The following is a 12,059-nucleotide window of genomic DNA, read 5'->3' as shown; positions in this document are numbered from 1 at the left end:
TTCAGCCTCGCTTGCCCGAGATCGAAACGGGACCGTGCGGATACTTCGCGTTTGGCTGATCGATCCAGTCCGCGAAGTCGGCGCGCGCGCCCGGGAAACCGATGAGCTTCCAGCCGCCCATGTCCTTATTGCCGCCGTAGATGGGATCGGCGAAATAGCCTTCCTTCGTGTTGGCGAGCAGATACGAGAAGAACGTTTTGGCCGGTACGGTCTCGAACGTGGCCTTGCCCTGCTCGAGCGTCTTCAGCACCTGTTCCTGCGTGCGCTTGTCCAGCGTCGCGAACGTCTTGCCGCCATAGGTTTTCCTGCACCAGGCGTCGCATTCGGCAATGCCATGGCGGTAAATGTCGCGCGGCGTCAGGTTCATCTGCAGGCCGAACTCCGGCTTCGCATCCGGATGAAAAGGGCCTTGCGCGTAGCGCAGCTTGCCGTGCCCGTACGGCGTTTCCATCTGGCGGTCGATGTACTCGTGCACGTTCGTTTCGATTGCGCCCGCGCCATGCTCGTCCGCCGGAATCAGGCGGTCGATCGCGGCCATCAGAAACGTCCATTCGGCATCGGTGAAAAACGTCGGGTGATAGGCAGAGGCACTCTGTGCCACGGCCTGCTTTTCGCAGCCGCTTTGCGTGAGTGCGGCGCCGGTTGTCATCGTCGCGGCCGGCACGACGGCAAACATCTGGCGCAAGAAGCGCCTGCGCGGTTCCTTGTCTTGAGTCATAGCGTCTTCGGATTCGTGGGGCTCGTGGGGCAATAGGGCGCCCTCGGGCGACGGACGGCGGATGTCATCCGCCTCCGCTGCCCGGAGGGCGGGCCGGCGCGCAGCCGGCCGTTCGTGGCTGTGGGTGTGTCAGGCGAGCGCGCGCTGAGCGGGCCGCTCGCCTTCGGGCAGGCTGAATGCCGAGACGGCATCGGCGAGCGCCTGCGCCTGCGTGAGCAGTGCCTGCGTAGCCGCCGTGGCCTCTTCGACGAGTGCCGCGTTTTGCTGTGTCACTTCGTCCATCTGATTGACGGCCTGTGCGACCTGGCCGATGCCCTGGCTTTGCTCCTGCGAGGCCGCGGAAATCTCGTCCATGATGCTGTTCACGCGCATGACGGCGTCGATGATCTGCCCCATCGTGCGGCCTGCTTCCTCCACCTGTGCGGAACCAGTTCCAATTCGATCGACGGAATCGACGATGAGCGACTTGATGTCCTTCGCTGCGGCGGCGGAGCGTTGCGCGAGCGCGCGCACCTCTCCTGCGACCACGGCGAAGCCGCGGCCTTGCTCGCCTGCGCGCGCCGCTTCCACGGCTGCATTGAGAGCCAGGATGTTGGTCTGGAAGGCGATGCCGTCGATGAGCGCGATGATTTCCGAGATCTTCGCCGAGCTGGTGCTGATCTCGCCCATCGTACCGATCACGCGCGAAACGACGTCGTGGCCTTGACGCGCGATATCCGATGCGCTCGTCGCGAGCGCGCTGGCCTGCCGCGCATTCTCGGCGTTCAGCTTGACCGTGCCCGTCAGTTGTTCGGCGCTGGCAGCAGTTTCTTCGAGCGAGGCGGCTTGCGATTCGGTACGCGAGGACAAATCGGTGTTGCCCGCGGCGATCTGGCGGGTGGCCACCGCAATGGCGTCGCTGCCGGTGCGCACGCTCGCCACCGTTCCGGCGAGGCTGCGCTGCATGTTGGCGAGGCCATCGAGCAACCGGCCCATTTCGTCGCGCGAGGCTGCATGAATCGACCGGCGCAGGTCGCCTTGCGCGATGGCCGAGAAATGATCGAGCGCCTGATTGACCGGGCCGAGGATCGCGCGACGCAGCGACACCCAGCTCAACAGTGCGGCCAGCACGCCGATGACGATCATGGCGGCGGCCGCGCCGGTGAAGAGCTGGTAATGCCTTTCCGTTTCTTCGTAGCGGGTTTTGGCGAGGTCGAGCTGGTAGCGCTTCAGCGTCTCGGCCGAGCCTTGCATCTTCGTGTAGATCGTGCCCACGCGAATGGCCTTGGCGGCGATGTCGTCGTGGTTGCCGGTTTTCGTGGCCTCGCGGAATTCGGCGAGCGCGTCCTGCGTCTGGCGCAACTGCTCGCTCGTAGCCTCGGCGAGGCGTCCTTCTTCGGCGTCGTGGGGGAGCGCGAGGTAGTGATTCCAGGCTTTCATCGCGGCTGCCTGGACTTCATCGGTCTTGCGGTACATCGCTTCGGCATCGGCCGAGCCAGGCGAGATGGCTGCCCGGTCGAGCGACGTGCGCTCGCGGCCGACATAGATCGTCATCTCGCTGATGTCGATGGCTTTGACCAACTGCACCGAGTAGGTCTGCCGGTTTGCTTCGTTGCTACTACGCATACCGACCAAGCCGACGGCGCCTGTCCCAGCGAGCAGTACGCTGAGCAGACACATCGCCAAACCAAGCCGGCCATTGATCGAGAGAGCCGAACGCATGACGTTGTCCTTCTTATTTATTGTGTAGATTCGTGGGCGGTGCCCACAGGGAGGTCCGTCCAGTACTACGGCATTTCGTCGCAGATCTTGAGGTGAATCAATAAAACGTTTGCGCCATTTTTTGTAATGCTTTCGAAAGAATTCGAAAATGCCGGAAACCGCCCGCGGAGCATGGCGCTGACGGTGGGTGCGCACGCCTGCGTTGGTGCAAGGGGGGCGTGCGGGGCCAGACGCCGCCGCGAGCTTGAGCGCTCTGTTCCGGGCTTTTTGCGTTCAAGGACTTACGCACCGCTTTCCCACGTTATCCACAGTCTTACTAACAAAATCTGGGGATAACTTCGCCGCACGAGCGCGCGGAGCTTCGTTCCATTCCGCACGCTGGGAAAAAGGACCGGCAAATCAGCGGGTTGGTGCGTATAACGGGCGGGCCGGCACCGTTATGGTGCGGTGCAAAATAAGTAAGGGAAATCCCTAAAGTCCTGCTTTGATCTGACGATAAAACGTCAGTCTCCCCGACTGGAGCCTGACGATAATGGATACGCACATCGCTTCCACCCGCAAGAAAGCCTTGCTGCTCGGCGGCGGCGCACCCAATTCGACGTTGATTGCGGGTGCGCTGACCGCTTTCCTCGACGAGGGCGTTGAATTCGACGTGATCTCGACCTCCGGGGCCGGGGCGCTGATGGGGCTGTTGTACCTCGCGCCGCTTTCCGGATCGCCGCGCGAAGCGCTCGCGCGCTGGGCCCAGATTGGCGTGTCGGATGCGATCTACGAGATCTTCCCGGTGAACTACAAGGTGTTCATGAAGCCGGGACTTGCTGCCGGTGCGTATCGCGACGCACTTGCCGCTTTCCCGTTCACGCGCACGTTTTTCGACAGCTTTGCCGGCATGGCCGGTGGTGGAGCGGCCGCCGGCATGTGGGCCGATTGGTTGCGGCTCATGCTCGCGACGATGTCGCCGAGCGATCTGGCGCCGGGCAGCCTGGGCTTGTGCGCGCACCTCCCGTTCGTGGAGCAGGCGGTTGATTTCGATGCGCTGCAGGCGGCGCGCGCCGACTTCTACATCAACGCATACAACCTTACGCAGAGCCGGATGACCACATGGGGCAAGGACGAGATCACGCCCACGCACGTGCGCGCCGCGCTCTCGTTTCCGTTCATCTATGCACCGACGGAAATCGACGGCGACGACTACATCGAGGGCGCCGCGCTCGATGCGATGAACTTCAAACCGCTCGTGAGCGACGACGAGGGCGCGCCGGGCCTGCATCGCGAGATCGACACGCTCGTCGTATTCGACATACTCGGCGACGACAAGCTGCTGCGCAAGCCGCGCAACCTCTACGACGCCTGGGTCCGCTCGATCATTACACCGCTCGTCAAGATCGCGAAGAGCGACCTGAGGCTCTTCGAGCTCGAGCACAACGTCGATCCGGTGACGGGGCTGCCCAAGCGGCGGTTGCTCAAGGTCGACCTGACGGGCGGCATCGCGCCCGATCACTGGCCCGAAGTGCTGGACTGGTCCGATTCCAACATGAAACGTCTCTTCGATATCGGCTACTACGCCGGCCGCCGCTTTTGCGACGAGCACCGGGAAGCGCTGATGGGCGAGCGCGGCGCCGAGCCGGCAGTGGCGCGGAGCCCCGCCCGCGCGCGACGTGCCGCGGGCGAGCGGCCCATCGCGCAGCCGGTGCCGGCCGCGACAGCATGCGACGCCGCGTGCGGAGCCGGCTAGCACATATTCCCCCGTCGATCGATGGGTTGGCGGGCATCGCACGCGGTACGGCGTGCCCGCACGTTTTGGCGATTTGCCGCATTCACTCAAGGTTCACTGTATGACTATCACCCACCGCCTTCTGTTGACGCTCTCCTTCGCGCTGGCCGCGCTGCTGTTCGTGGGCGCCGATGGGCTCGTGCAGCTTTCGCGCAGCCAGGACCGCTTCGAGACGGTTCAGACCAACGTCATCCCGAGCATCGCGGCGCTCGACGATCTGAAGGGCTACCTTGCCGATACGCGGCTGGCCGGCTACCGCCTTTCGGTCTTCTCGAACCTGCAGGACAAGGGGGCGCTCGAGGACGCGCTCGCCAAGGCGAACCGGCAGTTCGACGACGCGCTTGCCGGCTACGAGAAGCAGTACGTCTCCGACGATAACGACCGGCGCCTGCTCGATGCCGACCGGGCGAACATGGCCGCTTATCGGCAAGCACTGCAGCCCTTCCTCGCCAGTGCCCGCGCGGGGGACATGGACGGCGTGCGTGCCGCGCTCGTCGCCGGCTCGCCGCTCGCGCTCTCGGCGGCGGCCGTCAAGAAGGGACTCGACGAGCACATCGCGTACAACATGCGGGCGTCCGCGGCCATTCGGGATACGAGCACGTCGGCCTATGTCTGGTCGTGGCGCATCATGATCGTGACCATGGTCGTGGCGCTTGCCGTGACGGCCGGGCTCGCCGCGCATCTCTACCGAGTCATTCGCACGAGCCTCGACGGCATTCGCACCACGCTGCAACGCGTGAGCGAATCGCTCGACCTGACGTTGCGCGCGCCGGTCGCACGCATGGACGAGATCGGCCAGACGAGTGCCGCATTCAACAACCTGCTGTCGCGCATCGCCGTTGCGCTGGGCGCTGTCCTGCAATCGACGCAGGCCGTTTCGGTTGCATCGAAGCAGATCGCAGCGGGCAACGTGGATCTCTCCGCGCGCACCGAAGAGCAGGCCGCGTCGCTGCAGGAGACTGCCTCGAGCATGGAACAGCTGACGGGCACGGTTCGACACAACGCCGACAATGCGCAGCAGGCCAGCTCGCTGGCGGCACACGCGTCAGGCACGGCGGACGCCGGCAACGGCGTCGTTCATCGCGTGGTCGAGACGATGGCCGACATTGCGGGACATTCGGACAAGATCGCCGATATCACGGGCATCATCGAAGGCATCGCCTTTCAGACCAACATCCTCGCGTTGAACGCGGCCGTCGAGGCAGCGCGCGCGGGCGAGCAGGGGCGCGGCTTTGCCGTCGTGGCGAGCGAAGTGCGCAGTCTCGCGCAGCGTTCGTCGAGCGCCGCGAAGGAAATCAAGGAGTTGATCGCGGCGTCGGTCGAGCGCGTACGCGAAGGCTCGGCGCTTGCCGACGAGGCGGGCCGCACGATCGGCGACGTGGCGAGCGCCGTCAAGCGCGTGACAGATATCGTCGGCGAGATCGCGGCGGCATCGAACGAGCAGAGCCGCGGGATCGAGCAGGTCAATCGCGCGATTCGTCAGATGGATGAAGTCACGCAGCAAAACGCGGCGCTCGTGGAACAGGCGGCTGCCGCGGCGCAATCGCTGGAGGATCAAGGGCTGCGGCTGACGGGCGAAGTCGGCGTGTTCCGGGTGGATGGACCGCGCGCGGCGGCCGTCTGAGTCGCACACGGGTTTACCTGCATTCATTCGCTTCGTCGCCCGCCCGATAGACGTTTATAGGCTACCGCGGCAGAACAGGCGATGATGAGCAACGGGGTAATCAAGACGACTGATGCCAGGCTGCCCCTGGTTTCGCGCATGGCCGCGCTGCTCGCGATGCTCGGCGGCATGGCGCTTGCGTGCGGAGCGGCGGCTGCCTCGCCGGCGCCCATTACCCTGCGCGAGACGTCGATAGCGGGCGTACCCCTTGCGCTTTGGCTCGGGATCGCGGCAGTGGCAACCTGGCTCCTGTTCGCGGCACTGGCCGGATGGTTCGCGGCGCGTACGATGGCACGCCGGGGCCTGAAGCGGCTCGCGGCCGCGGCGGCACGGCTGCAGGCGCCGGGTACGATTGCTCATGCGGTACCGGACGATGCGCCCCAGCCACGGTTCGCCGACATCGAACGTCAGCTGGACGCTTCGGCATGCGAGCTCGCGCAGCGCGAGCATCGATGGCGCTCGTCGCTGCACCGCGAGGCCGGCCATATCGAGGTCTTGAGGCGCATTGCGCAGAACGATCCGCTCGACGATGCGCTCGTGCTGCTCACCCGCTTCGCGGAGCAGCAGGTCAGCGGATCCATCGCATCCGTGATGATGCTGGATCCGAACACATACACATTCGACGCGTGCATCGCGCCGAGCCTGCCCGCAAGCTACCGCAACGCGCTCGTGGGCATCCGGGCCGGGTCGGGCGTAGGCTCGTGCGGTACGTCGGTGGCCGAGCGGCGCGTGGTCGTGACGGAGGACATCTTCGAGGATCCCCTCTGGCAGGACTATCGCGAACTCGCGAAGGCGTATGGGCTGCGCGCGTGCTGGTCTCATCCCATCATCTCGGCCGGCAACCGCGTACTGGGCTCCTTCGCGCTCTACTACCGCGAGGCACGTGCGCCGCGCGAGGACGATCTGCAGATAGGGCAGCTCGGCGCCGAAATCGCCGCGCTCAGCATCGAGCGTACGCGCACGGCGCAAGCGCTCGTGCAGTCGGAAGCCGAATACCGGTCGCTCTTCGAGCGCAATCCCAATCCGATGTGGGTCTGCGATGCGCGAACGCGCCGCTTTCTCGCCGTCAACGATCCCGCCATCGCACGTTACGGCTTCACTCGCGAGCAGTTCCTGAGCATGAGCGAGGCGGATCTCGAGTGGCGCGATCGCGGCGAGGCCGTGGCCGAAGCGCTCGACGGCAAGACGCGGCGCCACACGAGCGCGGCCGGCAAGGAACTCGTCGTCGAGATCGTCTATTTTCCGCTTCGCTTCTCCGGCAACGATGCTTCGTTGGCGCTCATTACCGACTTGACCTATCGGCGCACGCTCGCGCGGACGATCCGCGAGCAAAACGAGCTCTTTTCGTCATTGATGGAATCGACAGTCGAGGCGATCTACGGGCTCGACAGCGAAGGGCGCTGCACGTTCGTCAACGGCGCGTGCGAGCGGCTGCTCGGTTACTCTTCCGACGAACTCGTCGGCAAGCGCATGCACGATCTCGTTCATCATTCCCGCTACGACGGGCGCGTCCATCATGCAGCGGAATGCCGCATTCATGCGCTGCAGTGTCCCGGCGCTCATACGCATGCCGACGATCAGGTCTTCTGGCGGAAGAACGGCACGGCCTTGCCCGTCGAATGCTGGGCTTATCCGATGATGAAGGGCGGTGCCGTCTGCGGCACGATCGTCACGTTTCTCGACACCACGGAGCGAAGGCGGCAGGAAGACGCGCTGCGCTGCCAGGCGTCACTCGACATGTTGACGGGGCTGCTCAATCGCACGAGCTTCGTGCACGTGCTCGACCAGCGCGTGCACGACGCGCTCGCCGCTGGCGAGCCGCTTTTCGTCGGTATCGTCGATCTCGACGGCTTCAAGGAGATCAACGATTCGCTCGGTCACGAGGCCGGCGACCAATTGCTGCGGGAAGTCGGCCGGCGCCTGATGGCGGAGCTGCCTGAATATGCGGCCGTGGGCCGGCTTGGCGGCGACGAGTTTGCCTTCTTGATCGGCGCCGAATACGCGCAACGGATCGAGCTGATACTCGAGCGCCTGGTCGAAGCGCTGCGCGAGCCGTTCGCGATCTCCGGCATGGATTTGCAGATCAGCGGCAGCATCGGCGTGGCGCGATGCCCCGAGGCCGGTACCGATGTACGCTCGTTGCTGCGCCATGCGGACACCGCCATGTACCGCGCCAAGCGCGAGAGCATCGGCTACGTCATCTGCAGCGAACTCGCATCGGGCAACGCGCGGCGGCTTGTCCTGAGCCGGTTGCGGCACGCGTTGGCCAAGCGCGAGTTCGTCCTTTATTTTCAACCCAAGGTATCGCTGCGCGGCGCGGGCAGAATGGAGTTCGAGGCGCTCATTCGCTGGCAGGACCCCGAGCGCGGCCTGGTGGGGCCGACGGAATTCATGCCGATTCTCGAGCTCAGCGACCTGATTCACCCGCTCACGCAATGGGTCGTCGAATCCGCGGTCGAGCGATGCCTCGCGTTCGGCGGCGAGTCGGGCGATGCAGTCGTGGCAGTGAATATCTCCACGCGTAATCTGCTCGACGTGAGCTTTCCCCAGAAAGTGAGCGACATCCTGACGCGGCACCGCTTTGCGCCGCATCGGCTCAAACTCGAGATCACGGAAAGCGCGGTGATGGCCGACCCGAGCCGGTCGCTGAAGGCCCTGACCGACCTGCACCGGCTCGGCGTGAAGATAGCGATCGACGATTTCGGTACCGGTTATTCATCGCTGTCGTACCTGCAGCGCCTGCCAGTCGACGAACTGAAGATCGATCGCTCGTTCGTCACGGGCATGCTCGAGAACGAAGCGGCGAGAACGATCGTGTGCTCGATCATCGGGCTCGCGCACAGTCTGCGCATCGAGGTAACGGCCGAGGGTATGGAGACGGGCGCCGTGCTCGACGAACTGCGCAGCATCGGCTGCGATTATGCGCAGGGGTACTTCGTCGCGCGCCCGATGTCGCTCGTGCAGCTGCATGCGTGGGTGGCGGCAACGAACTGGTTCGAGCCTGCTGCGGCCCGGCACGATTCTCCACTCATCCAACTCGCTCATCCTGCCCGACTCCCGGCCGCCGGATGCGCGGCGCCTGGCCAGCTGCCCGGTACCGTGTCCAATAAGCGCGCGTTCGAATGAAGTTGGCCGCGTGAAGCGAAACTCTCGCGTGTGCGTGCGGCGCCATTGCCGCTGCGAAGGTCCCGGTCGTACCGGCGCAGTCGTATATCATGTGTCGCTCGAAGGGGAGAGGGCAGGGGCACGATGAAGCGAAGGGATGTGCTGCGGTACGGTGCCATGGCGGGGCTATGGTCGCTCTTGCGATCGGGCTCGGCTTTGGCGGCGGCTTCCCGCCCCCGCATCGTGTTTTTGAATCCCGGCGAGGCGGCCGAGCACGAAACCGGCACGCATTGGCAACTGGTGTCGCACATGATGGCTGCCGCTGCGGCTCAGTTCGGCATGGACCTCGAGGTGCGCTACGCCGAGCGGGACCACTTGCTGATGCTGCGTCAGGCGGAGGACGTGGTGCGCGGGGCCGAGGCACCGGACTATATCGTTATCGTCAACGAGAAAATGGCGGCGGCGCAGATGCTGCCGATACTCGCGCACTCGCCGGCCAAGGTGCTGGTGATACACAACGATCTGACCTTCGAGCAGCGTCGCGAGGTCGGCAACGAGCGCGAGCGGATCGGTAACTGGATCGGTACGCTGACCGCCGACGCGGAGCGCGGCGGCTTTCGGCTGATGCGCTATCTTTGCCGCTTGCACGGACGCGAGCAAGCGCACGTCATCGGTATTACCGGCGATCCGCACACGCCCGTTTCGATCGAGCGCGCGGCGGGCGTGGAAACCTACCTCGCTCAAAGCGGATGCGGTGCGACGCGTCAGCTCGTGTTCGGCGACTGGTCGTTCGGCGACGGGCGCGACAAAGCGCGGGTCCTGCTTGCGCGCTACCCGGAGGCGAACATCATCTGGGCCGCGAACGACACGATGACGCTCGGCGCGGCGCAGGCCGTGAAGGATGCCGGCGCGCGCGTGCTCGTCGGCGGAATGGGCGCGCTCGAGCATGCCGTGCAGAGCGTGGCGGACGGCAGCGTGGCCGCGATCGTGGCGGGCGATCAGTTCATCGGCGCGTACGCAATGGTCCTGCTCTACGATTACCACCATGGCGTGGATTTCCGCGAGCATGGCGGTGCGCGGCAAAAGCTCGACTTCCTGCGTGTGCTTCATCGAGATAACGCGGCGCAGTATGGCCATGCCGTATTCGGCGCGGGCGCCACCCCCGATTTCGGCGAGTACTCGCGTTTTCGCCACCGGGATACGCAGGGCTACGAATTCGACTGCCTGCGGCAACTCAGGATTGCATCCGGACTGACATGATTCAACCATCGGTGCGCCTCGCGCTGCGCTCGCTGAAACTTCACAGCAAGCTGATGCTGCTGCTGGTACTGCTGATCGGCGTCATCTTCGGAACATCGGCGTTCCTGCTGATCGAGCACGAGCGCGCGCGGCGCCTCACGGACGTGGAAGATCGCGCCACGCGCATCGCCGATCTGTTCAGCAGCTCGCTTGCGCAACCGCTCTGGAACGTGGATCGTGACGCGATAGACCGGCAGTTGAAGGCACTTTCGCCGAACCCCGACGTGCTCGAATTCACGGTAACCGCCACGCGCTATGGCGTGGTGTCGTCCTATCGGCGCCCCGGCGGCATCGAGGATCCGGCCAACCGTATCGTTCGCGTGATGCCGATCGAACACCGGGCGAGCGCCGGCGCGCCGAATGAAAAACTCGGCGAGGTCCGGGTGGTGTTGACGAAGTCGGGTGCGGAGCGGGCCGTGCGCAGTGCCAGGCGGGCCGTGCTCGGATCGATGGCGCTCATGCTCGCCGTGCTCTATGGCGTGATCTTCTGGGTGTTGCGGCGGGCGGTTCACGATCCGATCCACCGGCTCGAGGAAACCGTCGACCGCATCGCGGGCGGCGATCTGGACGTGCGCTGCCCGATCGATTCGGGCGACGAGATCGGCCGTCTCGCGATGCGCGTCAATGCAATGGCGGAGCGGCTGCGGCAATCGACCGTGCGCCTTTCCGAGAGCGAGCGCAAGTACCGCGGCATCGTCGAAAATTCGCTCGAGGGCATTTTTCTCCTGCACTGGAGCGGCAGGCTCGACGAGGCCAATCCGGCAATGGCGAGTCTGCTCGGTTACGAATCGGTGAGCGAACTGCTGCGGCAAAACGAGCAATGTCCCGATGCTGTGCCGTTCACGTCGGGCGAACGGGCTGCCATGTTCGAGATGTCGAGCACCCGCGGCGAGATCGCGGGGCTCGAATTGGAGTTGACGCGTTGCGACGGTACCTCGATATGGGTGCAGCTCAACGCCCGTGGGCTCGCCTTCGATCGCGAGCGGGGGGAGCCGCGCTACATCGAAGGCCTGCTGACCGACATCAGTGCGCGCAAGCAGGCGCTGGAGGCGCTGCGAGAGCACCGCGACCGCCTGGAGGCGGAGGTGAACGAGCGCAAACGCACCGAGGCCGAACTGCTCGCCTCGCGTGAACAACTGCGCCAGTTGTCCGCGCACATGGAGGTGATTCGCGAAGAGGAACGCAAGCATATAGCGCTTGCGATCCACGACGAGCTGGGGCAGCTCTTGACCGCGTTGAAGATGGATGTGTCGCTGCTCAAGCGCAGGCTCGTGCCCGAATCGCCCGAACGCGACAAAGCCGAGGCCATGAGCGACCTCATCGAGCGCACGATGCGCATCGTGCGCGATGTGGCCAGCCATTTGCGGCCGTCGGCCCTGAACTTCGGCCTCGTTTCCGCACTCGAGTGGCTGGCGGCCGATTTTACGCGCCACAGCCCGGTGCCCTGCGTCTTCCGCTCGGCCGGCGGTGAGCCGCTGCTCGAAGATACGCGCGCGACAGCCGTGTTTCGCATCGCGCAGGAGGCACTGACGAATGTCGCGCGGCACGCGGGCGCCACGCGTGTCGAGATGACGCTCGACAGCCGCATGCCCGAAATCGCGCTTACGGTGGCCGACAATGGCCGGGGCTTCGACGTCGAGGCCGCGCGCACGGGGCATTCCTACGGACTGCTCGGGATGGCCGAGCGCGCGCGACTGGCCGATGCGCGGCTCGAAGTGGACAGCGCGGCGGGTGCGGGTTCCGTAATCCGCGTGCGATTTCGCGGCGACACGGTTTCATCGGCTACTTGAGGGCGGAGA

Annotated in this window: 7 protein-coding genes; 5 read left to right on the top strand and 2 right to left on the bottom strand. The window is 65.1% G+C overall.

The genetic code is table 11. The features are described 5' to 3' along the window. Position 1: 1 nt before the first annotated feature. On the bottom strand, positions 2–718 hold the full coding sequence (locus U0034_RS21720) for a gluconate 2-dehydrogenase subunit 3 family protein (protein WP_085224886.1): 717 nt from the start codon (positions 716–718) through the stop codon (positions 2–4). A 129-nt stretch (positions 719–847) separates the two neighbouring features. After that, positions 848–2,419 (bottom strand): methyl-accepting chemotaxis protein, encoded by a 1,572-nt coding sequence (locus U0034_RS21715; protein ID WP_085224888.1) that lies wholly within the window; start codon positions 2,417–2,419, stop codon positions 848–850. Between the two features lie 532 nt (positions 2,420–2,951). On the opposite strand from U0034_RS21715, the gene U0034_RS21710 reads away from it, so the two are divergent. From U0034_RS21710 to U0034_RS21690, 5 genes are all read left to right on the top strand, one after another. Next, entirely contained in the window at positions 2,952–4,154 is a 1,203-nt protein-coding gene (locus U0034_RS21710) for a patatin-like phospholipase family protein (protein WP_085224890.1), read from the top strand. 100 nt (positions 4,155–4,254) lie between these two features. Continuing rightward, positions 4,255–5,817, top strand: a complete 1,563-nt coding sequence (locus tag U0034_RS21705; protein WP_085224892.1) for a methyl-accepting chemotaxis protein — start codon at positions 4,255–4,257, stop codon at positions 5,815–5,817. Between the two features lie 81 nt (positions 5,818–5,898). Next, entirely contained in the window at positions 5,899–8,982 is a 3,084-nt protein-coding gene (locus tag U0034_RS21700) for an EAL domain-containing protein (protein ID WP_085224895.1), read from the top strand. 123 nt (positions 8,983–9,105) lie between these two features. Then, positions 9,106–10,221: an ABC transporter substrate-binding protein gene (locus U0034_RS21695; RefSeq protein ID WP_085224897.1), complete on the top strand. Its 1,116-nt coding sequence runs from the start codon at positions 9,106–9,108 to the stop codon at positions 10,219–10,221. Beyond that, positions 10,218–12,050 (top strand): sensor histidine kinase, encoded by a 1,833-nt coding sequence (locus tag U0034_RS21690; protein ID WP_085224899.1) that lies wholly within the window; start codon positions 10,218–10,220, stop codon positions 12,048–12,050. The genes U0034_RS21695 and U0034_RS21690 overlap by 4 nt, the downstream gene beginning before the upstream one ends. Positions 12,051–12,059: the final 9 nt, after the last annotated feature.

The sequence above is a fragment of the Trinickia caryophylli genome, from assembly GCF_034424545.1.
Lineage (GTDB): Bacteria > Pseudomonadota > Gammaproteobacteria > Burkholderiales > Burkholderiaceae > Trinickia > Trinickia caryophylli.
This window is presented reverse-complemented; position numbering and strand designations above follow the sequence as displayed.

Bases quoted from the DNA above. Each gene is read 5' to 3' on its own strand.
- U0034_RS21690 (WP_085224899.1), top strand. From the start codon at position 10,218: ATGATTCAACCATCGGTGCGCCTCGCGCTGCGCTCGCTGAAACTTCAC.
- U0034_RS21720 (WP_085224886.1), bottom strand. From the start codon at position 718: ATGACTCAAGACAAGGAACCGCGCAGGCGCTTCTTGCGCCAGATGTTT.
- U0034_RS21695 (WP_085224897.1), top strand. From the start codon at position 9,106: ATGAAGCGAAGGGATGTGCTGCGGTACGGTGCCATGGCGGGGCTATGG.
- U0034_RS21715 (WP_085224888.1), bottom strand. From the start codon at position 2,419: ATGCGTTCGGCTCTCTCGATCAATGGCCGGCTTGGTTTGGCGATGTGT.
- U0034_RS21710 (WP_085224890.1), top strand. From the start codon at position 2,952: ATGGATACGCACATCGCTTCCACCCGCAAGAAAGCCTTGCTGCTCGGC.
- U0034_RS21700 (WP_085224895.1), top strand. From the start codon at position 5,899: ATGATGAGCAACGGGGTAATCAAGACGACTGATGCCAGGCTGCCCCTG.
- U0034_RS21705 (WP_085224892.1), top strand. From the start codon at position 4,255: ATGACTATCACCCACCGCCTTCTGTTGACGCTCTCCTTCGCGCTGGCC.